25 protein-coding genes are annotated in these 24,956 nt (G+C 71.2%); 12 read left to right on the forward strand and 13 right to left on the reverse strand.

All coding sequences use genetic code 11. The annotated features are described in order from the left end of the window. Positions 1-71 precede the first annotated feature (71 nt). Complete coding sequence (locus YS110_20780; protein UJB67031.1) at positions 72-1,109, reverse strand: AI-2E family transporter; 1,038 nt, start codon at positions 1,107-1,109, stop codon at positions 72-74. Positions 1,110-1,118: 9 nt separating this feature from the next. After that, positions 1,119-2,159, reverse strand: a complete 1,041-nt coding sequence (locus tag YS110_20785; protein UJB67032.1) for a phosphoribosylformylglycinamidine cyclo-ligase — start codon at positions 2,157-2,159, stop codon at positions 1,119-1,121. 259 nt (positions 2,160-2,418) lie between these two features. Between YS110_20785 and hda the strand changes: the two genes are divergently transcribed. From hda to YS110_20815, 6 genes are all read left to right on the forward strand, one after another. Beyond that, positions 2,419-3,117 (forward strand): DnaA regulatory inactivator Hda, encoded by a 699-nt coding sequence (gene hda, locus YS110_20790; protein UJB67542.1) that lies wholly within the window; start codon positions 2,419-2,421, stop codon positions 3,115-3,117. A 126-nt stretch (positions 3,118-3,243) separates the two neighbouring features. Continuing rightward, entirely contained in the window at positions 3,244-3,912 is a 669-nt protein-coding gene (locus tag YS110_20795) for an HAD family hydrolase (GenBank protein ID UJB67543.1), read from the forward strand. Next, positions 3,909-5,471 carry a polynucleotide adenylyltransferase PcnB gene (gene pcnB, locus YS110_20800; protein ID UJB67033.1) on the forward strand — a complete coding sequence of 521 codons (1,563 nt, stop codon included), beginning with the start codon at positions 3,909-3,911 and terminating at the stop codon, positions 5,469-5,471. Before YS110_20795 ends, pcnB begins: the two co-directional genes overlap by 4 nt. After that, positions 5,452-5,946, forward strand: coding sequence for a 2-amino-4-hydroxy-6-hydroxymethyldihydropteridine diphosphokinase (folK, locus tag YS110_20805; GenBank protein ID UJB67034.1), 495 nt, complete (start codon positions 5,452-5,454; stop codon positions 5,944-5,946). The genes pcnB and folK overlap by 20 nt, the downstream gene beginning before the upstream one ends. 175 nt (positions 5,947-6,121) lie before the next feature. Beyond that, positions 6,122-7,081 carry a glycosyltransferase family 2 protein gene (locus YS110_20810; GenBank protein ID UJB67544.1) on the forward strand — a complete coding sequence of 320 codons (960 nt, stop codon included), beginning with the start codon at positions 6,122-6,124 and terminating at the stop codon, positions 7,079-7,081. Continuing rightward, positions 7,078-8,667 (forward strand): glycosyltransferase family 39 protein, encoded by a 1,590-nt coding sequence (locus tag YS110_20815; protein ID UJB67035.1) that lies wholly within the window; start codon positions 7,078-7,080, stop codon positions 8,665-8,667. The genes YS110_20810 and YS110_20815 overlap by 4 nt, the downstream gene beginning before the upstream one ends. Here YS110_20815 and YS110_20820 read toward each other — a convergent pair. Further along, positions 8,621-9,058 carry a GtrA family protein gene (locus YS110_20820; GenBank protein UJB67036.1) on the reverse strand — a complete coding sequence of 146 codons (438 nt, stop codon included), beginning with the start codon at positions 9,056-9,058 and terminating at the stop codon, positions 8,621-8,623. The genes YS110_20815 and YS110_20820 overlap by 47 nt on opposite strands. Between YS110_20820 and YS110_20825 the strand changes: the two genes are divergently transcribed. Further along, the gene (locus YS110_20825; GenBank protein ID UJB67545.1) at positions 9,038-9,904 is read left to right on the forward strand and encodes a ChbG/HpnK family deacetylase; all 867 of its coding nucleotides are present in this window, start codon (positions 9,038-9,040) and stop codon (positions 9,902-9,904) included. The two genes, YS110_20820 and YS110_20825, sit on opposite strands and share 21 nt — an antisense overlap. A gap of 40 nt (positions 9,905-9,944) precedes the next feature. Here the strand turns inward: YS110_20825 and YS110_20830 are convergent, their stop codons facing one another. The 3 genes from YS110_20830 to YS110_20840 form a co-directional block, all read right to left on the reverse strand. Beyond that, on the reverse strand, positions 9,945-10,526 hold the full coding sequence (locus YS110_20830; protein ID UJB67037.1) for a hypothetical protein: 582 nt from the start codon (positions 10,524-10,526) through the stop codon (positions 9,945-9,947). A gap of 138 nt (positions 10,527-10,664) precedes the next feature. Next, positions 10,665-11,636, reverse strand: coding sequence for a tripartite tricarboxylate transporter substrate binding protein (locus YS110_20835; GenBank protein ID UJB67038.1), 972 nt, complete (start codon positions 11,634-11,636; stop codon positions 10,665-10,667). A gap of 14 nt (positions 11,637-11,650) precedes the next feature. Then, entirely contained in the window at positions 11,651-12,700 is a 1,050-nt protein-coding gene (locus YS110_20840) for a CDP-6-deoxy-delta-3,4-glucoseen reductase (protein UJB67546.1), read from the reverse strand. Between the two features lie 51 nt (positions 12,701-12,751). Here YS110_20840 and YS110_20845 point away from each other — a divergent pair, with 51 nt between their 5' ends. Continuing rightward, on the forward strand, positions 12,752-13,666 hold the full coding sequence (locus tag YS110_20845; GenBank protein UJB67039.1) for an NAD-dependent epimerase/dehydratase family protein: 915 nt from the start codon (positions 12,752-12,754) through the stop codon (positions 13,664-13,666). 18 nt (positions 13,667-13,684) lie between these two features. Here YS110_20845 and YS110_20850 read toward each other — a convergent pair whose 3' ends face one another. Both YS110_20850 and YS110_20855 read right to left on the reverse strand, forming a co-directional pair. After that, positions 13,685-14,605 carry an inositol monophosphatase gene (locus YS110_20850; protein UJB67040.1) on the reverse strand — a complete coding sequence of 307 codons (921 nt, stop codon included), beginning with the start codon at positions 14,603-14,605 and terminating at the stop codon, positions 13,685-13,687. Positions 14,606-14,742: 137 nt separating this feature from the next. Then, positions 14,743-15,708, reverse strand: a complete 966-nt coding sequence (locus YS110_20855) for a hypothetical protein (protein UJB67041.1) — start codon at positions 15,706-15,708, stop codon at positions 14,743-14,745. A 113-nt stretch (positions 15,709-15,821) separates the two neighbouring features. Between YS110_20855 and YS110_20860 the strand changes: the two genes are divergently transcribed. From YS110_20860 to YS110_20870, 3 genes are read left to right on the forward strand one after another with little or no spacing between them, the layout of a single operon-like run. After that, complete coding sequence (locus YS110_20860; protein ID UJB67042.1) at positions 15,822-16,598, forward strand: RNA methyltransferase; 777 nt, start codon at positions 15,822-15,824, stop codon at positions 16,596-16,598. 32 nt (positions 16,599-16,630) lie between these two features. Beyond that, on the forward strand, positions 16,631-17,422 hold the full coding sequence (gene cysE, locus YS110_20865; protein ID UJB67043.1) for a serine O-acetyltransferase: 792 nt from the start codon (positions 16,631-16,633) through the stop codon (positions 17,420-17,422). Between the two features lie 5 nt (positions 17,423-17,427). After that, a complete protein-coding gene (locus YS110_20870; protein ID UJB67044.1) occupies positions 17,428-18,090 on the forward strand; it encodes a nitroreductase in 663 nt (220 codons plus the stop codon). A 24-nt stretch (positions 18,091-18,114) separates the two neighbouring features. Here YS110_20870 and YS110_20875 read toward each other — a convergent pair whose 3' ends face one another. Genes YS110_20875 through YS110_20890 form a run of 4 tightly spaced genes read right to left on the reverse strand, consistent with a single transcriptional unit; the run spans position 18,115 to position 22,192 of the window. Beyond that, positions 18,115-19,212, reverse strand: coding sequence for an NAD(P)-dependent alcohol dehydrogenase (locus tag YS110_20875; protein ID UJB67045.1), 1,098 nt, complete (start codon positions 19,210-19,212; stop codon positions 18,115-18,117). A 58-nt stretch (positions 19,213-19,270) separates the two neighbouring features. Further along, complete coding sequence (locus tag YS110_20880; GenBank protein ID UJB67046.1) at positions 19,271-20,908, reverse strand: SulP family inorganic anion transporter; 1,638 nt, start codon at positions 20,906-20,908, stop codon at positions 19,271-19,273. Between the two features lie 14 nt (positions 20,909-20,922). After that, positions 20,923-21,519: a molybdopterin adenylyltransferase gene (mog, locus tag YS110_20885; protein UJB67047.1), complete on the reverse strand. Its 597-nt coding sequence runs from the start codon at positions 21,517-21,519 to the stop codon at positions 20,923-20,925. Then, on the reverse strand, positions 21,512-22,192 hold the full coding sequence (locus YS110_20890; protein UJB67048.1) for a DUF615 domain-containing protein: 681 nt from the start codon (positions 22,190-22,192) through the stop codon (positions 21,512-21,514). The genes mog and YS110_20890 overlap by 8 nt, the downstream gene beginning before the upstream one ends. Positions 22,193-22,272: 80 nt before the next feature. Here YS110_20890 and pmbA point away from each other — a divergent pair, with 80 nt between their 5' ends. Next, positions 22,273-23,682: a metalloprotease PmbA gene (gene pmbA, locus YS110_20895; GenBank protein UJB67049.1), complete on the forward strand. Its 1,410-nt coding sequence runs from the start codon at positions 22,273-22,275 to the stop codon at positions 23,680-23,682. A gap of 208 nt (positions 23,683-23,890) precedes the next feature. Here the strand turns inward: pmbA and YS110_20900 are convergent, their stop codons facing one another. Further along, entirely contained in the window at positions 23,891-24,943 is a 1,053-nt protein-coding gene (locus YS110_20900) for a hypothetical protein (protein ID UJB67050.1), read from the reverse strand. Positions 24,944-24,956: the final 13 nt, after the last annotated feature.

Below are 24,956 nucleotides of genomic sequence, written 5' to 3' on the forward strand. Positions count from 1 at the left end.
GGCGGCCCGTCCGCCCGGCGCGCGCCACGCACCGGCCGGATCAGGACATTTTCCGGCAACGCCCCCGGTGCCTACACCAGATGCGCCGCCTGCAGCTCTTTCTTGAGGTAGGCGTACATCAGCGGCGCGGCCACCAGCCCCGCGGGGCCGAAGACGGCCTCGGCCGTGAACATCACCGCCAGCAGCTCCCACACGCCCATGTGCGTGCGCTGCCCCACCACCTTGGCGTTGATGACGTACTCGGCCTTGTGGATCAGCACCAGGAAGCCCAGGCAGGCCAGCGCCGCCATGGGCGACACCGAGAGGCCGACGATGGTGATGACCACGTTGCACAGCAGGTTGCCGACGATGGGGATCAGCCCGGCCAGGAAGGTGAGCGTGATGAGCGCCGGCGTGTAGGGCAGCTCCAGCTTCCACAGCGGCAGCAGCACCAGCAGGAACAGCGCGGTGAGCGCGGTGTTGAAGGCCGCGATCCAGAACTGCGCCGCCACGATCTGGCGGAAGGCCTCGCCCAGCAGGCGGATGCGCTGCGACAGCGCCTGCGCCAGCGGCCGGCGCGCCAGGCCCGGGTGGCGCACGGCGGCCAGGGTGCCGATGAGCAGGCCCACGTAGGCGTGCAGCAGGCCGCCGAGCCAGGCGCGGCCGGCCGTGGCCAGGGCGCCGGACTTGGCGGCCAGGTAGCTGGCGATGCTGCGCTGGATGTCGGCCGCGCCCTCGGGCAGTTGCATGGCGATGTCGGGTGGCAGCTTCAGGCGCAGCTCCAGCACGGTGCGCGCCATGAAGTCGAGCAGCTCGCGGTACTGCGCCGGCGCCGAGACGATGTAGGAACGCGAGTGCGACAGCGCCAGCGCCACCAGCAGCAGCGGCGAGAGGATGACCAGCGTGGCAGCGGCGATCTGGCCGGCGCGCGATGCGCCCTTGCTGCCAGGCAGCTTGCGCCGCAGCCACGCCAGGCGCGGCGCCAGCCAGCGCGTGACCAGGAAGCCCAGGCAGGCGCACAGCAGCCCGGGCAGCAGGCCGCGTTCCATGACCAGCAGCAGGGCCGCGGCCATCAGCAGGTAGCTGGCGACCTGCACGCCGCGCGCGTTGTGCGCGGTGTTCGCAAGCATGGCGCCGCGTCAGCCCACCGTGACGGCCGCGCCGGTGCCACGCGCGGCGATGGTGCCGATGGCGTGGACGCGCTCGCCCAGGCCGCGCAGCGTGGCGGCCGTGGCCTCGGCGGCGTCGGCGGACACCACCACCACCATGCCGATGCCGTTGTTGAAGGTGCGGTTCATCTCGATGTCGTCGATGCCGGCCGTCTTTTGCAGCCAGGCGAACAGCTCGGTCTGCGGCCAACTGCCGGCCTGCAGGTGCGCGGCCAGGCCTTCGGGCAGCACGCGCGGGATGTTTTCCAGCAGGCCGCCGCCGGTGATGTGGGCCAGGGCCTTGATGGGGTGCTTTTCAAGCGCGGCCAGCACGTTCTTCACGTACAGGCGCGTGGGCTCCATGATGGCCTGCCTGAAGGGCTTGCCGTCGAGCGTGGCGGGCACGTTGGCGCCCGCGCGCTCGATGCACTTGCGCACCAGGCTGAAGCCGTTGGAGTGCACGCCGCTCGACGCCAGGCCCAGCACCACGTCGCCGGCCTGCACGTTCTGGCCGGTGAGGATCTTCGACTTCTCGACCGCGCCCACGGCGAAGCCCGCCAGGTCGTACTCGCCGGCCGGGTACATGCCGGGCATCTCGGCCGTCTCGCCGCCGATCAGCGCGCAGCCGGAGAGCTCGCAGCCCCGGGCGATGCCGCCCACCACGGCGGCGGCGGTGTCCACGTCGAGCTTGCCGCAGGCGAAGTAGTCCAGGAAGAACAGCGGTTCGGCGCCCTGCACCAGCACGTCGTTCACGCTCATGGCCACGAGGTCGATGCCCACGGTGTCGTGCATGTTCCACTCGAACGCCAGCTTGAGCTTGGTGCCCACGCCGTCGGTGCCGCTCACCAGCACCGGCTCCTGGTAGCGCTTGGGCACCTCGAACAGCGCGCCGAAGCCGCCGATGCCGGCCATCACGCCTTCGCGCAGGGTCTTCTTGGCCAGCGGCTTGATGCGTTCGACCAGCGCGTCGCCCGCGTCGATGTCGACGCCGGCGTCTTTGTACGAAATGGGAGGGGTGGCAGAGGAGCTCATGCAGGTTCCGTGGTGCGGGAGGCGCCCGCGGGGCGGGCCAAAAGCGCGAATTTTAAGGGGCTGCCCGGCCGGGGCAGGGCAGCCGGCACATTCGCGGGGGCTTTCTTCCTGCTGTGCAGATTAAAATGCCCGGCTCCCGTCTCGCCTCGTTCCTTGCCGCAGCCGCCTACGGCAAGGGGCTTCTACCATCCTCCCGCATGTTGCCTCTTCCCTTGACGTTCGTTATGCCTGCCACCGGCCGGGGGCGGGCATGAGCCACATGAAGCAATTGGCGCTGGACATCGGCCTGGCCCCCGTGCCCACGCTGGCGCGCTTCTTCCCCGGGCCCAACGAGGCGGTGCTGCAGCACCTGCGCCTGGCGGTGGAAAGCGACAGCGGCGGCGCGCTGCGCGCGGCCGTGCCCATGTACCTGTGGGGCGAGTCCGGCTGCGGCAAAACGCATCTGCTCAAGGCCGTGCGCGAGGCGCTGCGCGAGCGCGGCCTGGGCGCGGGCTGGCTCGACGCCGCCAGCGCGCAGCCGCCCGCGTTCGACGAAGGCTGGGCGGCGGTGCTGCTCGACGACGTGCACCTGTACTCCACCGCGCAGCAGGCCATGGCGTTCAACTGGTTCGTCAACGCCACCAGCCCCGCCACCGGCACGCCGCGCTGGGTGCTGGCCGCGGGCAGCGTGCCGCCTGCCGACCTGCCGCTGCGCGACGACCTGCGCTCGCGCCTGGGCTGGGGCCACGTGTTCCAGCTGCACCTGCCCGACGAAACGGCGCGCCGCGCCGTGCTGCGCCAGGAGGCCGACGCGCGCGGCATCTTTCTGGGCGACGACGTGATGGACTACATGCTGCGCCGCTTCTCGCGCGACCTGGGCAGCCTGATGCAGTTGCTCGACCAGCTCGACGGCTTTGCCCTGCGCACCCAGCGCGCCATCACCATTCCGCTGCTCAAGACCATGCTGGAGACGGAGTGAGTTTTATGCATCAAATTGGCATCCAGCCCTTGCCAGGAAAGCGCTGGCAGCTATCAAAACAGGAGGGGCGCCGCACGCGGCGCCAACACCTTGGCACACACTGACACGCAGGCCCGCCGCCCCCGGCTGGCCCTGTTCGACCTCGACCACACCCTGCTGCCGCTCGACTCGGACTACGAGTGGGGCGAGTTCACCATCCGCATCGGCTGGCGCGACGCGGCCGAGTTCGGCCGGCGCAACGCTGCCTTCTACGCCGACTACCAGGCCGGCCGTCTCAACGTGCCCGACTACGTGCGCTTCGCCACCGAGGCCGTGCGCGAGCGCGGCCCGCAGGAGGCGGCGCAGGCGCACGCGCGCTTCATGCGCGAGGTCATCGCGCCCGCCATCCGCCCCGAGGCGCTGGCGCTGCTGCGCCGCCACCAGGCGGCGGGCGACCAGGTGCTCATCGTCACCGCCACCAACGAATTCGTCACGCGCCCCATCGCCCAGGCGCTGGGCGTGCCCGAGCTGCTGGCGCTGGAGCTGGAACGCGGCCCCGACGGCTGGTACACCGGCGAGATCGCGGGCGAAGCCACCATGCGCGAAGGCAAGGTGCGCCGCATGGCGCGCTGGCTGGCCGAGCGCGGCCTGGCCTGGGACGCGGTGGAGAGCACCTTCTACAGCGACTCCACCAACGACCTGCCCCTGCTGGAGACCGTGAACCACCCCGTGGCCACCAACCCCGACGCGCGCCTGCGCGCCATCGCGCAAGCGCGCGGCTGGCCCATCCTCGACCTGTTTTCCGAGCAACCATGATCAAGACTTTCATCGACAAGCTGCTGGGCAAGGCCGAAGGCGCGAAGCCGCGCAAGCCGCGTTTCGGCAAGCGCGTGGACGTGCCCGCCAGCGTGCACGGCATCAACCCCGAGCTGGTGGACCGGCGCGCGGTGGACGTGGTGCGCACGCTGCAGGATGCGGGCTTCGAGGCCTACATCGTCGGCGGCGCCGTGCGCGACCTGCTGCTGGGCCTGCGCCCCAAGGACTTCGACGTGGCCACCAACGCCACGCCCGAGCAGGTCAAGGGCCTGTTCCGGCGCGCCTTCATCATCGGCAAGCGCTTTCGCATCGTGCACGTGGTGCACGGGCGCGGGCGCGAGCACGAGGTGATCGAGGTCTCCACCTTCCGCGCCTACCTGGACAACAGCGCGGCCGAGCAGGTCAGCGGCAACGAGCGCACCAGCAAGGCCCAGCTCTCGGGCATGCAGCATGCCGTGGACGCTTCGGGCCGCGTGCTGCGCGACAACGTCTGGGGCCCGCAGGACCAGGACGCGGCGCGGCGCGACTTCACCGTCAACGCCATGTACTACGACCCCGAGACCCAGGTCGTGGTGGACTACCACAAGGGCATCGAGGACGCGCAAAAGCGCGTGCTGCGCATGATCGGCGACCCGGCCACGCGCTACCGCGAGGACCCGGTGCGCATCATCCGCGCCGTGCGCTTCGCCGCCAAGCTCTCCAGCCTCGGCTTTGCCCTGGAGCCCAAGACCGGCAAGCCCCTGGTGGCCAGCCAGCACCTGCTGCAGGAGGTGCCGCAAAGCCGCCTGTTCGACGAAATGCTCAAGCTGCTGCAGACCGGCCACGCGCTGGCCTCGGTGGAGCAACTGCAGAAGCTCGGGCTGGAAAAAGGCATCTACCCGCTGCTCGACGTGGTGGTGCAGCGCGCCGGCAACCCGCTGGTGCGCGCCGTGCTGCAGGACACCGACCGCCGCGTGGCCGAGGGCAAGGCCGTGGCGCCGAGCTTCCTGCTCGCCTGCGTGCTGTGGCAGGACGTGAAGGCCGGCTGGGAGCAGCGCCTGGCGCGCGGCGAGCACGCCTTCCCGGCGCTGCAGGATGCCATCGACGAAGCGTTCGAGCAGCGCATCGGCGACGTCTCGGGCCGTGGCAAGCTGGCCGCCGACATGCGCGAGATCTGGGTCATGCAGCCGCGCTTCGACAAGCGCTCGGGCAGCCAGCCGTTCAGCATGGTGGCGCACATCCGCTTCCGCGCCGGGTTCGACTTCTTCCGCCTGCGCGCCGACGTGGGCGAGGCCAGCGACGAGCTGGTCGAGTGGTGGCAGGAGTTCTCCCTGACCGACGACGCGCGCCGCGAGGACATGATGGCCCAGGTGCGCGAGGAGCAGCGCCAGGCCCAGCGCGCCCAGCAGCGCAAGGCCCCGGCCGTGGCGCACCGCGTGCCCAAGGCCGATGGCGCCGAGCCGCCGGCCCCGGCGGACGACGCCGCCCCCGCCACCGACGCGCCGAAGAAGCGCCGCCGCCGCCGCCGCAAGCCCGGCGGCGGGCAGGGCGGCGCCAGCGATGCGGGGCAGGGTGACTGACCCTGTTTTTTCGGCCCCGGCCTGGATCGGCCTGGGCGCCAACCTCGGCGATGCGCGCGCCGCGCTGGCGGGTGCCGTGCAGGCCATGGCGCGGCTCCCCGGCACCGATGTGCTGCGTGTGTCCTCGCTGTACCGCAGCGCGCCCGTGGACGCCACCGGCCCGGACTACCTGAACGCCGTGGCCGCGCTGCGCACCGCGCTGGCGCCGCAGGCGCTGCTGCAGGCCCTGCAGGCGCTGGAGCAGGCGGCGGGCCGCGAGCGCCCCTACCGCAACGCGCCGCGCACGCTGGACCTCGACGTGCTGCTCTACGGCGACCAGTCCATCGCCACCCCCACGCTCACCGTGCCGCACCCGCGCCTGTGGGAGCGCGCCTTCGTGCTGCGGCCGCTGGCCGAGTTGCGCCCCGGCTGGGCCACGCCCGAACAGCTGCAGGCCGTGGCCGGGCAGCGCATCGAATGCCTGGGGGCGTGGTGACTCGCATTACGATGCGTACCCGTTTCCTCCATCCCTCCGCGCCCTTTGCCTTTATGTACTCAAATTTCATAGCTGCTACCGCTTGCCAGCAAAGGGCTGGAGGGCAATTTGATGCCTTTTCGGGCGCAGCCGCGCGGCTGCGCGGGAGCGCGCCATGAACCCTCCAAGCCCTGCCATGCAGCCGCCGCGTGAACTGGCATCGCTCTCCTGCGTCGTGCCCTGCTACAACGAGGCGCGCAACCTGGAGCAACTGCTGCCGCTGCTGCGCGCCAAGCTGGCCAGCCTGGCGCCGCGCTGGGAGATCGTGCTGGTGGACGACGGCAGCACCGACGCCACGGCCGAGCGCATGCGCGAGTGGACGCGCGAGCCCGGCGTGCGCGCCGTGCTGCTGTCGCGCAACTTCGGCAAGGAGGCGGCGCTGAGCGCGGGCCTCGAAGCCGCCGCGGGCGACGCGGTGGTGATGATGGACTCCGACATGCAGCACCCGCCGGCGCTGCTCGACACCTTCGTGCGCCACTGGCGCGCCGGGGCCGACGTGGTGTACGCCGTGCGCGAGCACCGCGAGGCCGAATCGGCCTTCAAGCGCGTGGGCACCGACTGGTTCTACGGCCTCATCAACGGCGGCGAGCGCTTCCGCCTGCCGCCGGGCGCGGGCGACTTCCGCCTCATGGACCGCAAGGTGGTGCAGGCGCTGCTGGCGCTGCCCGAGCGCAACCGTTTCATGAAGGGCCTGTACGCCTGGGTCGGCTTCGACGCCGTGGCCGTGCCCTACCTGCCCGACGAACGTGCCCACGGCACCAGCCATTTCAGCAAGCGGCGCCTGATCCGCTTCGGCATCGACGGGCTCACCGCCTTCTCGGTGTGGCCGCTGCGCGCGGTGATCGGGCTGGGCTTTGTGCTGGCGCTGGCGGCGTTCGGCTACGGCGCGTACCTGACGCTCGAATACTTCCTGCACGGCCACGAAGTCGGCGGCTGGACCACCATCGTCGTCAGCCTGATGCTGTTCGTCGGCATCCAGCTCGTGTCGCTCGGCGTGGTGGCCGAGTACGTGGGGCGCATCTACGAAGAGGTCAAGTGCCGGCCGCTGTACCTGGTCAAGCGCGAGCTGGGCCGGGGCCTGCGGGACGAGGCATGAGCCGCCACGAACAGGGCGCCGGACACGGCGGCGCCTGGCGCGACGCCCTGGCCACCCTGGCCCTGGTGGCGGCCTGGCTCGCCGCCACGGCCTGGCTGCGCCCCCTCATGGTGCCCGACGAAGGGCGCTACGCCGGCGTGGCCTGGGAGATGGTGCGCTCGGGCGACTGGCTCACCCCCACGCTCAACGGCCTGCCGTTCTTCCACAAGCCGCCGCTGTTCTACTGGCTCTCGGGGGCGGCGCTGTCGCTGTTCGGGCTGGTGGAGATCGCCGGGCGCGCGGCCTCGCTGTGCGGCGCCACGCTGGGCAGCATGGCGCTGTACCTGTTCACGCGCCACTGGTGCGGGCAGGCGGCGGCGCGGCGCACGCTGTGGGTGCTGCTGTTGCAGCCGCTGCTGTTCATCGGCGGGCAGTTCGCCAACCTCGACATGCTGGTGGCCGGCTGCATCACCGCCACGGTGCTGGCACTGGCGCACGCGGCGCTGCGCTTCGAGCAGGGCCAGCCGCACCGCCGCGCGCTCTGGCTGGGCTACGCGCTGGCCGGGCTGGGCGTGCTGGCCAAGGGGCTGATCGGCTTTGTCATCCCGGCGCTGACGCTGGGCCTGTGGCTGCTGCTGCGCTGGCGCTGGCGCACGCTGTGGGCGCTGCTGAGTTTGCCCGGCGCGGGCATCTTCCTGCTGGTGGCGGCGCCCTGGTACGTGGCCATGCAGATGCGCTTCGACGACTTCCTGCACTACTTCTTCGTGGTGCAGCATTTCCAGCGCTTCTCGGTGGGCGGCTTCAACAACGTCATGCCGGTGTGGTTCTATCCCGCCGTGCTGGCGCTGCTGAGCCTGCCCAGCCTGGTGTGGTGCCCGCACCTGCTCGACCGCGGCTACTGGGCCGAGGCGGTGGGCGCACGGGCCACGCCGCAGGGTGCGGTGCGCCTGCTGATGCTGGTGGCCGTGGGCAGCGTGCTGCTGTTCTTCTCCATCCCCAAGTCCAAGCTGGTGGGCTACGTGCTGCCGGCCGTGGCGCCGCTGGCCTGGCTGCTGGCCGACGCCAGCCAGCGCCTGGCCACCACCCCGGGGCGCCGCCGCGCCTGGGCCGCCAGCGTCGCCAGCGGCGGGCTGCTGGCGCTGGCCGTGGTGGGGTGGCTGACGGTGCACCAGGACTATTCGCTGCGCAGCCTGGGCCAGACATTGGGCGCCGAGCGCCAGGCGGACGAGCCCGTCTACATGCTCGAGGAATACTTCTACGACGTGCCGTTCTACGCCCGCCTGCGCGCGCCGGTGCACGTGGTGGACGACTGGGGCACGCCCGCCGTGAAGCAGCGCGACAACTGGCGCAAGGAAATCGCCGACGCCGGCGAGTTCGACCCGGCCGCCGCGCGGCGCCTGCTGCTGCGCCCCGAGGCGCTGCTGCCCGCGTTGTGTGTGGCGCCCGTGGGCTGGGTGCTGGCCGAGCAGTACCTGGCCCCGCGCTACCCCTTCCTGGCGCAGGCCGAGGCGGTGCGCACGGTGCACGAGATCACGCTGTGGCGCGTGCGCTCCGCGCAGCTCACTGCGTGCGCAGAAACGCCCAATGGCGGCTCAGCAGGTAAGTGAGCCCGGCCACGCCGACGAGCACGATCGCCAGCAGAATGTCGTAGCGCGCGCGGGTCCAGTGCAGCAGCAGCGCGTAGGCGGCCTCGTTGATGGCGAAGCCCCCGGCCGAGATGGCGAAGAAGCGCAGCGCGGCCCGGCCCATGCCGTTGCCGTGGCCGCGAAAGCTCAGGAAATGGTGGCCGCTGAACGAGACGGCGAACGCCACCAGCCAGCCCGCCACGTTGGCCTGCAGCGGCGCCAGCCCGCCCAGTGCCACGCAGGCGGTGGCCACGCTCCAGTGCACGGCGGCGGCGGCGCAGCCGACGACGATGAACCAGGCCACGCGCCCGCGCTGGCGCTTGAACAGGAACGAGGAATGAGCAAGACGGAGATGGCGGTCGGTACGGTGCATGAGGCGCCGCAGCATAGCAGCAGCGGGCGCGGCATCGCCCTGTGCGTGGACGACTATGGCCTGAACGACGGCGTCAACCAGGCCGTGCTGGCGCTGGCGCGGCTGGGACGGGTGCAGGCCGTCTCGGCCATGGTGGGCGGGCCGGCCTGGGGCCAGGGCGCGCCCGCGCTGCGCGCCCTGGACGGTGCGGCGGTCGAGGTCGGGCTGCACCTGGACCTGACCGAGTGTGCGCTCGACCCGGCGCTGCGTTTTCCGCTGTCGCGGCTTATTGCCCTGGCTTACCTGGGACAGCTCGACCGCAACGCCCTGCAGCGCGAAATCGCCGCGCAGCTCGACGCCTTCGAGCACGCCATGGGCCGGGCGCCGGCCTACGTGGACGGCCACCAGCACGTGCACCAGCTGCCCGTGGTGCGCACGCTGCTGCTGGCCGAGCTGGCGCGCCGCTACCCCCAGGGCGGGCTGTGGCTGCGCGCCACGCGCAGTGCGCCGCGCGCCGCCCATGCCGACGCGCGCACCGCTTTCAAGAGCCAGGTCATCGCCACCCTGGGCAGCCGCGCGCTGGCCGCGCTGGCGCGGCGCCAGGGCCTGCGGCAGAACGCCTGCCTGCTGGGGGTGTACGACTTCACCGGCGGGGCCGACGGCTACCGCGCGCGCCTGGCGCGCTGGCTGCATGCCGCGCGCCAGGGCGATCTGCTGATGTGCCACGTGGGCCTGCCCACCACGCTGCCCGACGTGCTGGCCGGCGCGCGCCAGGATGAGTTCGCCGTCATCGGCGGGCCGGCGTTCGGCGCGCTGCTGGAGCAGGCCCAGGTGCGCCTGCAGCCCATGCGGGAACTCCTGGTTTGATAGCTGCCAGCGCTTGACTGGCAAGGGCTGGAGGCCTTTTTTACTTCTTTTGCGCCTCGTACATGCGGAGGATGTCCGAGAGCTTGTCCGCCGTGTCCGCCGTATCGACGGCGGCCTTCAAGCCGGGATTCTGCGTGGCCATCCAGTCATGGAATTCCTGCGACTTCACGGTGTCGCGCCATCCCGGGTGGGTGCTGTCCATGCGGGCCAGCTCGACATCCACGGAATCGTGGGGCCCGGCGGGGGCGGGGGCGCCCTGGCCCTGGCCCTGGCCCTGGTACGCGGGCAGCCGGGCCCTTGGCACCTGCATGTTCCCGCCCTCCAGCGCCACGGCGACCATGGCCGCAGCGCCCGCTGCCGCCAGCAGCCCGAGGGCGGAAACCACCTTGCCCAGCATGGCCCAGACGGCGGGCCCGGCGTAGGCCGATGCCGCTCGCCAGATGCCGATGTTCGCCAGCGCGGCGTAGGCGCAGAAGGCGAAGACCACGGCGATGGCGGCCGGGCTGCCCGGCGCCAGCAGCCACAGCGCGAGCGCCCATGGCAGGCTGGCGGCGACGCCGTAGCCCCAGTACGTCCGGGCCAGGCCGGCGCGGCCGCTCCACAGGTTGGTGATGGTATCCATGGTGTTCTTTCGGAGTGCAGTCAGTTACCCATGGCGTTGCGCGCCACCGGCAGCCCACGAAACCGGCGCGGCCAGGCCAGCAGACGCCGCGCAAGGGCCGCCCCGCCGCGAAGCGGCTCAGGGGGGTGTCGTTTCACCTTAGTCCACCTGCGCGCCCGAGGCCTTCACCACCTGCTGGTATTTGGCGCGTTCGCTGGCCATGAAGGTCTCGAACTGCTCCGGCGTGGTCGGCACGGGTTCGGCCATGAGGGTGGCGAAGCGGGTCTGGGTCTCCGGGGCCTTGAGGGCATCGGTGAACGCCTTGTTCAGCCGCGCGATGGTGGCGGGCGGCGTGTGCGCCGGGGCCACCAGGCCCCACCAGGTGTCGATGGTGAAGCCCTTGAAGGTATCGGCCAGCGGCGGCACGCCCGGCAGCATGGGGCTGGCGGCGGTCGATGTGACGGCTAGCGCCTTGAGCTTGCCGGCCTTGATGTTGGGGGCGGCGGCGGCGAGGTTGTCGATGTTGAAATCGACCTCCCCGGCCAGCAGCGCCAGCTGCGCCGGGTTCGCGCCCCGGTAGGGAATGTGCAGGGCAAAAATCCCCGCCTTCTGCTTGAACATCTCGCCCGCGAGGTGGCCCGCGCTGCCGTTGCCGCCGCTGCCGTAGTTGAGCTTGCCCGGGTGGGCCTTGGCGTAGGTGACGAGGTCGGCCACGCTGCGGATCTTCAGCTGCTCGGCGCGGGCCGCGTTCATCACCAGCACGTTGGGCACGCGCACCATCTGCGTGATGGCGGCGAAATCCTTGCCCGCGTCGTAGGGCATGCGCTGGTACAGCCAGGGGTTGACGGCGTGTGTGGCCGTGGCGGCCAGGCCGATGGTCATGCCGTCCGGCGCGGCCTTGGCCACGGCATCGGCGCCGATGTTGCCGCCCGCGCCGGCCTTGTTCTCGATGATCACGGTGCCCAGCGTGTCGCGCACGCGCTCGGCCAGCACGCGCGACGTCACGTCCAGCGGCCCGCCCGGCGGGTAGGGCACGATCAGGCGGATGGGCGCGTTCTGCGCCAGGGCCAGCGGGGCGGCCAGGGCCATGGCGGCTGCGGCGGTATGGACCAGAAGGGTTCTGCGTTGCATGGTGCGTCGTCCGTTCAGTGTTTGTCGGCCTCGGAAGTGAAGGCGTCGGCGAAGAATTCCTCGGGCGGCAGGCCGCGCGTGGCGGTGTAGCGCTCGCGCGCCGTATCGACCACGATGGGCGCGCCGCAGGCATAGACCTGGTGGCCGGAGAGGTCGGCGAAGTCGTCCAGCACGGCCTGGTGCACGAAGCCGGTGCGGCCGCTCCAGCCGTCTTCGGGCAGCGCGTCGGACACCACGGGCACGTAGCGCAGGTGCGGCATCTCGGCCGTGCGCGCCAGCATCCAGTCGTGCATGTACAGGTCGCGCGGGCGGCGCCCGCCCCAGTAGAGCGCCGTGGGCCGCGTGATGCCCTTGTGCTGCAGGTGCTCGATCAGCGCCTTCACCGGCGCGAAGCCGGTGCCCGAGGCGAGCAGCACGATGGGCTTGTCCGAGTCCTCGCGCAGGAAGAAGCTGCCGAACGGCCCCTCGATACGCAGGATCTCCTTTTCCTTCATGGCGTGGAAGACATGGTCGGTGAAGCGCCCGCCCGGCATGTGGCGGATGTGCAGCTCCAGCCCGGGCGCGCTGTCCTGCTGGTGCGGTGCCGTGGCCATGGAATAGGCGCGGCGCAGGCCGCCTTGCAGCACGAACTCGATGTACTGGCCCGCGTGGTAGCGGAACACGTCGGTGGCGGGCAGCTGCAGGCGCAGCTGCATCACGTCGTGCGACTTCTTCTCCAGCGCCGCCACGCGCACGGGCAGCTTCTTCACGGGGTAGGCGCGTTCGTCGGTCACCTGGCGCGATTCGAGCACCACGTCGGACTGCGGGTGGGCGCAGCAGGTCAGCACGTAGCCGGCGGCTTCCTCCTCGGCGCTCAGGGCCTTGTCCTGGTGCGGGCCGTGGCTGACGGTGCCGCTGAGCTTTTTGCACTTGCACGAGCCGCAGGCGCCGTCCTTGCAGCCGTAGGGCAGGCCCACGCCGTGCTGGATCGCCGCCGCGAGAATGGATTCGCCGCCACGGGCTTGGAAGCCGCGCCCGCTCGGCTGCACGGTGATCTGGAAGGCGGTGTCGGCAGCAGGGGGCATCATGGAGTGGGTATCCTTGGAGTCGTTGTCAAACAAAGCCAACCGAGCATTGTGCCTTCTAACCAAAACCCTCTGGGTGCGCTTCCGGCGCGCTTTCGGCGCGAGCGCGTGCTCGTCGTCGGCTGCGGCGACGTCGGCCTGCGCGCCGCGCGCGAACTGCGCCATGCGCGCGTGCTGGCGCTGACCTCCAGCGCCGAGCGCCGCGCCCCGCTGCGCGCGGCGGGCCTCACGCCCCTGGCGGGCAACCTGGACGATGCCGGCACGCTGCGCCGCCTGGCGGGCCTGGCCACGCGCGTGCTGCACCTGGCGCCGCCGCCCGGCGAGGGCGACGGCGATCCACGCACCTGGGCGCTGGTGTGCGCGCTGCGCCGGCGCCAGCCGCCGCGCGCACTGGTCTATGGTTCCACCACCGGGGTCTATGGCGACTGCGGCGGGGACTGGGTGAACGAGGCGCGCCCCGTGGCGCCACGGACGCCGCGCGCGCGCCGCCGCGTGGACGCCGAGCGCGCGCTGCGCGCCTGGGGCTGCGCCGGGGTGCGCGTGAGCATCCTGCGCATCCCGGGCATCTACGCGCCCGGCCGCGAGGGCGGCACGCCCGAGGCGCGCCTGCGCCGCGGCACGCCGGTGCTGGCGCCGCAGGACGACGTGTACACCAACCACATCCATGCGGACGACCTGGGCCGTGCCTGCGTGCTGGCGCTGTGGCGCGGGCGCGCACAGCGCACCTGCAACGTGAGCGATGCCAGCGACATGAAGATGGGTGACTACTTCGACTGGGCGGCCGGCCTGTACGGCTTGCCGCGCCCGCCGCGCATCACGCGCGCGCAGGCGCAGAGCGAGCTGCCGCCGCTGCAGCTGAGCTTCATGGGGGAATCGCGCCGCCTGGACACGCGGCGCATGCGCGGCGAGCTGCGCCTGGCGCTGCGCTACCCCACGGTGCGGCAGGGGCTGGCCGCGGGCAGCTAGCGCCGTAGCGCCGGGAACTCAGGCGCTCTCGCCGTCCTCGGTCGCAGGCGTTTCGGGTGCCTCGGCTGCGTCCGCTTCTGCCGCAGCGGGGCGCTCGCCGGCCTGGCGCAGCGCGGCCTTTTCGCCCGCGCTGGCGAACTTGCTGTACTTGCCCAGCAGCGGCACCAACTGGCCGTAGATGCGCGGGCTGGCGGCCAGGCATTCCTTCTGTTCCAGGAAGTCGGCTTCGCCGGTGAAGTTGCCGATGAGGCCACCGGCCTCGGTCACCAGCAGCGAGCCGGCGGCCACGTCCCAGATCGACAGGCCGGATTCGAAGAAGCCGTCGGCGAACCCGGCGGCCACATAGGCCAGGTCGAGCGCGGCGGCGCCGGGGCGGCGCAGGCCGGCGGTGCGCGGCATGAGGTCGGCCATCATGGCCAGGTAGTGCTTGAAGTTGTCGCCGGGGCGGAACGGGAAGCCCGTGGAGACCAGGCAGTCCTTGAGCTGGGTGCGCTTGGAGACGCGGATGCGCCGGTCGTTCATGAAGGCGCCGCGCCCGCGCGTGGCGGTGAACAGGTCGTTGCGCGTCGGGTCGTACACCACGGCATGTTCGACCTTGCCCTTGAAAGCCATGGCGATGCTCACGCAGTACACCGGGAAGCCGTGGATGAAGTTGGTCGTGCCGTCCAGCGGGTCGATGATCCAGACGTAGTCCGAATGCCTGGCGCCGTGCGTGCTGCCGGTTTCCTCGGCCAGGATGCCGTGGCCGGGGTAGGCCGTGAGCAGGGTCTCGATGATGGCCTGCTCGGCGGCGTGGTCCACCTCGGTCACGAAGTCGTTCACCTGCTTTTGCGAGATGCGCACCGCCTCCACGTCGAGCGCGGCGCGGTTGATGATGGCGCCGGCGGCGCGAGCGGCCTTGATGGCCACGTTGAGCATGGGGTGCAGGTTGGACGACATGGATTGTGGGGGGAAGGGCGATGGCCCGGCCAGGAGGCGCGGGGCGGAACCGGCGATGCGGCGAGAAGCGGGGGAAGCGAAGAAAGGGCCGTGATTCTACCCGCTGCGCGCCAGGGCGCAGCGGGCGGGGCCATGCGTCAGGGCAGGCGCAGCCGGTCCGACTCGTCCACGGTGACCCGCTGGATCCGGCCGTTGTTGCCTACCGAGTACTCCACGTACAGCTGCTTGCGCCGGTTGGGCGCCGGGTCGGTGCCGGCCAGGTCGTTGCCGGCTTCCACGTTCAGCCGCCCGTCGTAGATGTAGGAGCGCAGGCGCTGGGTCACGTCCACCTGGCGGTAGCCGTCGCCATAGGTGGCGCGGTGGATGGTCAGGTAGCCGTAGCCCGGGCCGCCGGGGTTGTAGCCGCCGTTGCCGCCATAGCCGTCCACGAGCTGGGAGGGGCTGACCCACGAGGATTCGGCGTACTCCGCCGTCTGTATGCGGCCGTCGCGGCCACGGATCTGCACGCGCAGCACCTTGCGCTGGTTGGGCGCGGGGTCGGCGCCGAACAGGTCGTTGCCCACGCTGAAGCCGCTGCCCTGGCGTGCCAGCTGGCGCACGCGCTCGGTCACGTCCATGCCCTGCCAGGGCGTGCCGTAGGTGGCCTGCAGCACCTGGCTGTTGTGGTTCCAGTGGCCCTGGTCATGGCCGGGGCCCTGCCCCTGGCCGGGGTACCAGCCGCCACCGCCCTGCGGGGCGAAGGGCGCGGTGTCCAGCCACTGCGACTCGGCCACCTCGAAGGTGCGCGCGCGGCCGTCCCAGCCCTGGGCCTCGATGCGCAGCGCCTTGCGCTGGTTGGGCGCGGGGTCGGCGCCGAACAGGTCGTTGCCCACCTGGAAGCTGCCGCCCTGCTGCGCCAGCTGGCGCACGCGCTGCGTGACGTCCATGCCCTGCCAGGACGTGCCGTAGGTGGCACGCGTGACTTGGTATTCGCCGCCGCGCTGGGCGCGGGCGGGGCCGCTCAGCGCCAGCAGTAGCAAGGTGAACAGGCCGAGCAGCCACAGGGACTGCCAGGAAGGCCGCAGGCGGGCGGCGCCGGATGGGCGGGGGGCGAGGCTGTGCATCAGAGGGTCTCCAGAAAACGGTTTCGGGTTTCAACGCGCGAGCGGGCCATGCGGTGCACCGTGCGCAGAGGGCTTGGCGGCGACAATCGCAGTTTGCCGATTTTTTTGCCGCCATGCGCACACGCTTCATTCTGATTCACACCAGCCATGCAGGCAACGTCGGCGCCGCCGCGCGCGCCATGAAGACCATGGGGTTCGACGACCTCGTGCTGGTCGCGCCGCGCTGGCCTAACGTGCTGCGCAAGGAGGAAACCATCCAGCGTGCCAGCGGCGCGCTGGATGTGCTGGAGAATGCACGCATCGTCGAAACGCTGGACGAGGCGCTCGATGGTATGAGCCACCTGTGTGCCACCGCGATGACGCCGCGCGACTTTGGCCCGCCCACGCGCACGCCGCGCACGCACTTCGATTTGCTATTAAAAAGAGAGCTGCCAGCGCTTGATGGAAAAGCGCTGGAGGCCGATTTGGTGCAGGAAACTGGCGTGGCCTTCCTGTTCGGCTCCGAGCGCTTCGGCATGGCCAACGAGGACGTGTACCGCTGCCACGTGGCGCTTTCCATTCCCACCAATCCGCGCTTCGGCTCGCTCAACCTGGGCGCGGCAGTGCAGGTGGTGGCCTACGAATGGCGCCAGGCCCTGGGCGGCTTCGCGGTGCAGGATGCGCAGGCCGCGCCGCTGCGCGCCGACGCCGCGCAGGTGGCGGGCATGCTGGCGCACTGGGAGCAGGCGCTCACGGCCATCGGCTTTCTCGACCCGGCCGCGCCCAAGAAGCTCATGCCGCGCCTGAACCAGCTGTTCAACCGCGCGCAGCTCACGGCCGAGGAAATCCACATCCTGCGCGGTGTCGCCAAATCCATGCTCCAGGCGCGCGCGGCGAAGCCGCTAGACTGACCGGCTTTCGTCTTTAGATATAACAAAAAGCAATGTTTGCCCGCCTGCGCTCCGATATCCAGTGCATCCTCGACCGCGATCCTGCCGCGCGCAGCCTGTGGGAGGTGGTCACCTGTTATCCGGGGCTGCACGCGATCTGGCTGCACCGCCTGGCGCACTGGTGCTGGCACCACGGCCTCAAGTGGCTGGGGCGCTTTCTCTCGCATGCCGGCCGCTGGCTCACGGGCATCGAGATCCATCCCGGCGCGGTGCTGGGCGAGCGCGTGTTCATCGACCACGGCATGGGCGTGGTGATCGGCGAGACGGCGGTGGTGGGCGATGGCTGCACCATCTACCACGGCGTCACGCTCGGCGGCACATCGCTCTACAAGGGCACCAAGCGCCACCCCACGCTGGGCCGGAACGTGGTGGTCAGCGCCGGGGCCAAGGTGCTGGGCGGCTTCGAGGTGGGCGACGGGGCAAAAATAGGCTCCAACGCCGTGGTCATCAAGCCCGTGCCCGCGGGGGCCACGGCGGTGGGCATTCCGGCGCGCATCATCCCCTCCAGGGACGGGCACAGCGCCGACGTGACCGAGCCGCACAAGGCCGAAGAGGCGCAGTTCAGCGCCTACGGCGTGACGCAGCAGCAGGACGATCCCATCACCCAGGCCATGCGCGGCCTGATCGACTCCGCGGCCTCGCAGGAGCACCAGATCGCGCTGCTGTGGCAGGCCATCGAGAAGCTCTCGCAATCCACCCCGCAAAGCGCCGGCTGCGTACCGCTCGAAGCCGTGCGCTGTGAGCAGTTCCAGGCAGCCAAGCTCAACGACATCATCGGCAAGTGATTTCCATGGACGTTTCCCAAGCCTTGCGCGCGCGCCGTTCGGTGCGCGCATTCCTGCCCCAGGTGCCCGCCGCCGCGCTGGTGCAGACCCTGCTGCAGGAGGCCGCCCAGGCCGCGTCGGGCGGCAACCTGCAGCCGTGGCGCGTGGTGGCCCTGGCCGGGGAGCCCTTGCGCGCATTGCTGGCCGCCGTGGCGCAGGCCCAGCCGGGCGACGACGAGACCCTGCAGTCCTATCCCCCGAGCCTGTGGGAGCCTTACCGCACGCGCCGCTTCGCCAATGGCGAAGACCTGTACCGCACGCTGGGCATTCCGCGCGAGGACAAGGCCGGGCGCCTGAACCAGCTGGCCAGGAATGCCGCGTTCTTCGGCGCCCCCGTGGGCATCTTCGTGTGCGTGGATGAGCGCATGGGCATGCCGCAGTGGGCCGACCTCGGCATCTACCTGCAGTCGCTGATGCTGCTGGCCGTGCAGCACGGGCTGGCCACCTGCGCCCAGGGCTTCTGGCGCCGCTACACCGCCGCCGTGCAGCAGCAGCTGGACCTGCCCGAGGGCTACCGCGTGGCCGTGGGCGTGGCGCTGGGCCATGAGGACACGGCCGCGCTCATCAACACCCTGCGCACCCCGCGCGCGCCCTGGGCCGAGTGGGGGCAGCTGCGCGGTTTCGCTTGAGGTAGCGCGGGGGAAACGCTGCCGCTATGGCGTGATGGCGATCTTCAGCACGCCGTCGCGCTGGTGGGCGAACAGGTCGTAGGCCTCCACGATGTCGTCCAGCCTGCGCTGGTGCGTCACCAGTACCCCCAGGTCCAGGCGCTCGGCGGCGATCACGTTCATCAGGCGGCGCATGCGCTCCTTGCCGCCGGGGCACAGCGCGGTGCGGATGGTGTGGTCGCCCAGGCCGGCCGCGAACTGCGCCAGCGGGATCGACAGATCCTCCGAGTACACCCCCAGGCTGGAGAGCGTGCCGCCGGGCTTGAGCACCTGCATGGCCTGCGCGAACGTGGCCTGGGTGCCGAGCGCCTCGATGGCGCTGTCGGCGCCCTTGCCGCCCGTGAGCTTCATCACTTCCTCCACCACGTCCACGTCGCGGAAGTTCAGCGTCACGTCGGCGCCCATCTTTTTGGCGATGCCCAGGCGGTGGTCGTTGCCGTCCACGGCGATGATGGTGGTGGCGCCCAGCAGGCGCGCGCCGGCCGTGGCGCACAGGCCGATGGGGCCTTGCGCCAGCACCACCACGGTGTCGCCGATGCGGATGTTGGCGTTTTCCGCGCCCTTGAAGCCGGTGGACATGATGTCCGGGCACATCAGCACCTGCTCATCGGTCAGGCCGTCGGGAATGGGCGCCAGGTTGGCCTGCGCGTCGGGCACCAGCACGTACTCGGCCTGGGTGCCGTCGATCAGGTTGCCGAAGCGCCAGCCCGCCGTGGCCTTGTAGCCGTGGCAGCCGCACAGGCCGCGCGCCGCCAGGTAGCTGCCGTCCTGGCTGGGGTAGCCGTCCTGCGCGGCATAGCTGTTGAAGTTGGGGCAGATGGCGCCGGCGATCACGCGTTGGCCCTCCTGGTAGCCCTGCACGGCGCTGCCGAGCTTCTCGATCACGCCCACGGGCTCGTGGCCCACGGTCAGGCCCGGCGCCACCGGGTACTCGCCCTTGAGGATGTGCACATCGGTGCCGCAGATGGTGGTGGTGGTGATGCGCACCAGCGCATCGTTGGGCCCGACGCCGGGAATGGGCTTGTCGGCCAGCGCGATGCGGCCTTTTTCCACGAAGACGGCGGCTTTCATCATGGCGGTCATGGGAGGCTCCTTTCCAGTGGTGGAAGATCCACCATACCCCTCGTGCCCGCGCGCGGGGCTACTTCGCAGCGGGCTGCTCGGGTATGGCCGGCGCCTGTGCCGCGCAGACCGCGTCGTCCACGCTCCAGAACGTGGCGATGTGCGCCAGGCCGGCGCGCTGCAGCGCCGCCCGCGGGTGGTCCTTGACCCGTGCCAGCAGCAGCGCCACGCCGCGGCGCGCCAGGTGGGCGTGCAGCTCCTGCACGGCTTCGAGCGTGGTCACGTCCATGTCGTCGCTGGATTCCACGCTCAGCACCACGGCATGCAGGCCGGGGGCGCTGGCACGCGCGGCCACGGTGTGCGCCATGGCCTCGGCATTGGCGAAGAACATGGGCCCGTCCGGGCGCAGCACCAGCACGCCCGGCGTGCGCCCGGCCTGCGGGTGCAGCCGCAGGGCGACGAAGTCGCGCGTCCCGGGCAGGCGGCCCAGTTCGCTGGAGGCCGGCTGCGCGAAGCGCCGCAGCGCCAGCAGCAGCGACAGGCCCACGGCCAGCAGCATGCCGAACAGCACCCCCAGCGCCAGCACCCCGGCGGCGGCGGCCAGCGCCATCCAGGCGTCGCCGTTCCAGCGCAGCGTGGCCCACAGTGGGCGCGGCCCCAGCTTGTGCGAGACGATGCCGGCCACCACCGCGCACAGCACTGGCAGGGGCAGCAGCGCCAGGGCATCCTGCGCCAGCCCCAGCAGCAGGGCGATGGCAGCGGCCGCCACGAGGCCGGTCCAGCGGCTGCGCCCCCCGGCCTCGTAGTTGGCCGACGAGGCGGAGAAACCCGCGCCCACGGGCAGGCCCTGCAGCAGGCTGCTGCCGATGTTGGCGGCGCCCAGCGCCAGCATTTCGCGCCGGGCGTCGATGGGGTCGCCCGCCTGCAGCGCCAGCGAGCGTGCCGAGCCCCAGGACTCGGCGAACAGGATCATCAGCAGCGCGGGCGCCACCTGCAGGGCGCGCACCCAGCTGTCCCAGTCCAGCTGTGGCCAGCCCAGCCGCAGGCCCTGCAGGGTGACGGAGCCGACCAGCGCCACCCCCTGCGCCGCCAGCGGCTGCGTGGCGGACAGCCCGATGCCCAGCGCCAGGACCAGCACCGAGGGCTGGACCCAGGCATGGCGCGCCTGCAGGCGGTGCAGCGCCAGCCACAGGGCCAGCGCGCCCGCGCCCAGGGCCGTGGCCGCCCCGTGCAGCGCAGGCAGGCGGCCCAGCCATTCCCACAGCAGGGGCAGCGTGTGCGCGCTGCTGGCGGGCACGCCGGTGAGGCCGGGCAACTGCTTGATGACGATGGTGGCCGCGAGCGCCCAGGCGAATCCGCGCAGCACCGGGCGCGAGACGAAGGCCGCCAGGAAGTGAGCCCGGGCCAGCGCGGCGATGACGAACAGCCCGCCGGTGATGCCGACCAGCGCGAAGGCGCTGGCGGCGCCATTGGCCGCCACCACCGAGGCGAAGATGGCCGCCGCCGACGAGGTGGCCGACAGGGTGGCGAAGCGGCTCGTGCCGATGAAGGGGTAGACGAGCAGCCCCGCGAGCGCTGCCGCCAGGGCGTGCGCCGGCGGCACGCCGGCGATGGCCGCGTAGGCCACGGCCTCGGGCACCAGCAGCCCGGCAATCGCCAGGCCCGCCAGGAGGGCCCCGCCGCCCTGGGGCGCGGCGGGCGTGGCGGATTCGTTCACACTTGCCCAGTGCTTCAGCGGGGACGTACGGCGCTCTTGGGCCGGAACGCCTTGCAGACCTCGGGGCGCGTTTCCAGGTAGGGGCCGCCGATCAGGTCGATGCAGTACGGCACGGCCGCGAAGATGCCGGGCACGCGCTGCGCGCCGCTGTCGTCCTTCAGACCTTCCAGCGTTTCGGCGATGGCCTTGGGCTGGCCGGGCAGGTTGATGATCAGGCTCTGCCCCCGGATCACCGCCACCTGGCGCGAGAGGATGGCCGTGGGCACGAACGCCAGCGAGATCTGGCGCATCTGCTCGCCAAAGCCCGGCATTTCCTTGTCCGCCACGGCCAGCGTGGCCTCGGGCGTCACGTCGCGCGGCGCCGGGCCCGTGCCGCCGGTGGTCAGCACCAGGCTGCAGCCGGCATCCACCAGCTCGATCAGCGTGGCGCTGATGCGCGCCTGCTCGTCCGGGATCAGGCGCGGCTCGAACTGCAGCGGGTTGTGCAGCGCGCGCTTGAGCCAGTCGTGCAGCGCGGGCAGGCCCTTGTCCTCATAGGTGCCGCTGCTGGCGCGGTCGCTGATGGAGACGATGCCGATCTTGACCGGCGCGTACTGCGGGGTGTTAGGCATGGCCGTGCTCCTCATCTTCGGGGGATGGAGGGGCATTGTCGGCCGCCGCCTGGGCGCTGTCCATCTGCGCGCGCACGAGCTGGAACAGCTCGCGGTAGGCGCGGCCCTTGCGCGGTGCCAGGCCCTGCGATTCGGCCTCCTGGGCGTCGTGGGCCGGGGGCGCATCCTTGCGCGCCTGGCGGACCAGCGCGCGGATCTGCTGCGTGTCGGTGCCGGGGTAGTCGGCAAGCCAGGCGGCCAGCGCGTCGTCGCTGGCGATGAGCCGGTCGCGCCAGTGCTCGGCCTGGTGCAGCGCCAGCTTCTCGGCGGCCGAGCCGCTTTGCTGCTCGTCCAGCGCGGCCTCGATGGCGGCGACTTCGTCCTCATCCAGCTTGCGCATCAGCTTGCCGATGAACTGCATCTGGCGGCGCTTGCCCTCGAAGTTGGTGATGCGCTTGGCCTCCTGCAGCGCCTCCTGCAGCTTTTCGGGCAGCTGCAGGCGCGCGAACAGGTCGGCGCGCAGCGTCAGCAGCGCATTGCCCAGCGCCTGCAGCGCCTCGCTTTCGCGCTTGAGGTCGGTCTTGCTGGCGTCCGGGGTGCCTTTGAGTTGGGCCTTGAGTTCGAGGTCCAGGTCGCTGCCTTCGGCAACGAAGCGGCCTTTCACGTAATAGCCTTTTTTGGGTTTGCGTGACATGGTGGAGCAGGGGGAGAAGGGGGCGCGGCGGAAGGGCGGCCCGAAGCGCCAATGAAGCGGCAAGTATCATAGCCGCCGCTATGAAAACCTCCCGTTCCCGCGCCGCGCGCGCCGATGCCTCCCTGCCCGAAAGCGGCTTCAGCTACACCCAAGACCACTTCGCCGACCTGGTGGACCAGGCCCTGCGCCACGCCAAGAAGCTGGGTGCCACGAACGCGGGGGCCGAGGCCTCGGAGGGCTGCGGCCTGTCCGTCAACGTGCGCAAGGGCGAGCTGGAGACGGTGGAGCGCAACCGCGACAAGTCCCTGGGCGTCACGGTCTACCTGGGCCAGCGCCGGGGCAACGCCAGCACGTCCGACTTTTCCAGCGCGGCCATCGAGCAGACCGTGCAGGCCGCCTACGACATCGCGCGTTTCACCGCCGAGGACCCGGTGGCGGGCCTGCCCGACGCCGCCGACATCGCCCCGCCCGAGACCCACCGCGACCTGCAGCTTTTCCACCCCTGGGCCATCACCAGCGAGGAGGCCGCGCGCCTGGCGCTGGAATGCGAGCAGGCGGCGCTGGCCACGCACAAGCGCATCACCAACAGCGAGGGCGCGGGCGTGTCGGCGCAGCAGAGCCACTTCTTCAGCGCCCACACGCACGGCTTTCGCGGCGGCTACGCCAGCTCGCGCCACAGCATCTCGGTGGCGCCCATCGCCTCGCTGCCGGGGCGCCACGGCGAGATGCAGCGCGACGCCTGGTACAGCTCCCAGCGCAACGCCGCCGACCTGGCCGCGCCCGAGGCCGTGGGCCGCTACGCCGCGCAGCGCGCGCTCAGCCGCCTGGGCAGCCGCAAGATTCCCACCACCGAATGCCCGGTGCTGTTCGAGTCGCCGCTGGCGGCGGGGCTGCTGGGCAGCTTCGTGCAGGCGGTGAGCGGCGGCGCGCTGTACCGCAAGAGCAGCTTCCTGCTCGATGCGCTGGGCAACCAGGTCTTCCCCAAGCACATCGACATTTCCGAAGACCCGTTCATTCCAGGCGGCAAGGGCAGCTCGCCGTTCGACGAAGAGGGCGTGCGCGTGCAGGAGCGCCAGGTGGTCGAGGGCGGGCGCGTGCAGGGCTACTTTCTGTCGAGCTACTCGGCGCGCAAACTCGGCATGCGCACCACGGGCAACGCCGGTGGCTCGCACAACCTGGCGCTGACCTCGCGCCGCACCCGGCCTGGGGACGACCTGCCGGAAATGCTGCGCAAGCTCGGCACGGGCCTGTTCGTCATCGAGCTGATGGGGCAGGGCGTAAACTACGTGACCGGCGACTACTCGCGCGGCGTCAGCGGCTTCTGGGTGGAGAACGGCGAGATCGCCTTCCCGGTGCACGAGATCACCATCGCCGGCAACCTCAAGACCATGTTCAAGGGCATCGAGGCCGTGGGAGCGGACGCCTACGGCTACGGCGCCAAGACGGTGGGCTCGGTGCTCATCAACCGCATGAAGGTGGCTGGGAGTTAAGAGGGTTTTTGGCCTCCAGCCTTTGCTGAGCAAGCGCGAGCAGCTCTTGAAAACGGAGCGAATCAGCTATCCATGGCGCTGCACATGAAACTGACACGGCCCAGGCCAGGCAGCCGCGGAGCTGGCTTTGCCAGGCCGCTGGCTGCGTCCCCCTCCCACGCGCAGCGTGAGAGAGGGGGAAGGCGCCGAAGGCGACTCAGGGGGTGTTTCATTTCCCGGCCTGCGCCGCCTGCCAGCGCTGGCGGTTCTTCTGCACGTCGCGCGCCATCTGCATGCGCTGGCGGCCGTAGAGCTTCTCGTAGCCCTCGTTCCAGCCCAGCAAGATCCAGGGCTGGTGCGTGGCGATGTGGGCGAAGGCCGTGGCCACCGCGTCCTCCTTGCCCTGGAGCGTGACGCTGGCGTCGCGCCACTTGAGCACCAGCGCGTGCGTCTCGCCCGCCGGGATCACGTAGTACAGCTTCTTCTTCGTCACCTGCGGGTGCGCCCACAGCAGCTCGTTGAGGTTGTACAGGTCCAGGTTCAGCCACTGCCTGCGCAGCAGGTGGTTGGCCGTCAGCGTCCAGCCGCCGATCTTCTGCGCCTCGGGCGCGCGCAGCTCCTGGTCGAGGATGCGCGTGACCGCATGCAGCCGCCCCCACTGGCTGGCGCGCGCAACGGCCGGGTGGGTCTGCGGGTTACGCATGCGGCCCAGGGCCACCAGGCCCCAGCCGCCCGCCGCCAGCACCAGCGCGCCCGCCAGGCCGAGCAGCCACCAGCCCTCGGTGCGGAAGTCGCGCAGGTCCAGCAGCAGCGGCAGGAAGTGCGGGCGCATCTTCTGCGCGCCGGGGGCGGCGAACAGGCGCTGCGCCACGTCGGCGGGCAGGGGCCGAACCTCGCCCACCAGATCCTTGCCGGGGGCGCTGTCGCCGTGCGCCTTCACCAGCACGAGCCGGCCGTCCAGGCGCGCGGCGAAGTAGTGGCCCGAAATGCTGCGCCCCGTCTCCACCCCGCGCTTCTTGCGTACCGTGATCTCCTCAATGCCCGTGTCCAGCATCTCATCGGCGCGCACGCGCACCCAGCGGGGCGCCTTGGCGTCGCTGGCCGACAGCGTGTCCAGGCGCTGGGCCGTCACCGTGGTGGGGCCGCGGAAGAATTCGCGCAGGTAGGGCGCCTGGGTGCCGAGCCAGCCCGCCACGCAGGCCAGGACCAGCGCGGCGACGATGCAGCGGTTGCGGCTGGTGCGGCGGGCTTGCGTCAGCAGCCAGGAGGAGGGGGTGGTCATCTTGTACGGCTTT

This window comes from Acidovorax sp. YS12 (genome assembly GCA_021496925.1).
Lineage (GTDB): Bacteria > Pseudomonadota > Gammaproteobacteria > Burkholderiales > Burkholderiaceae_C > Paenacidovorax.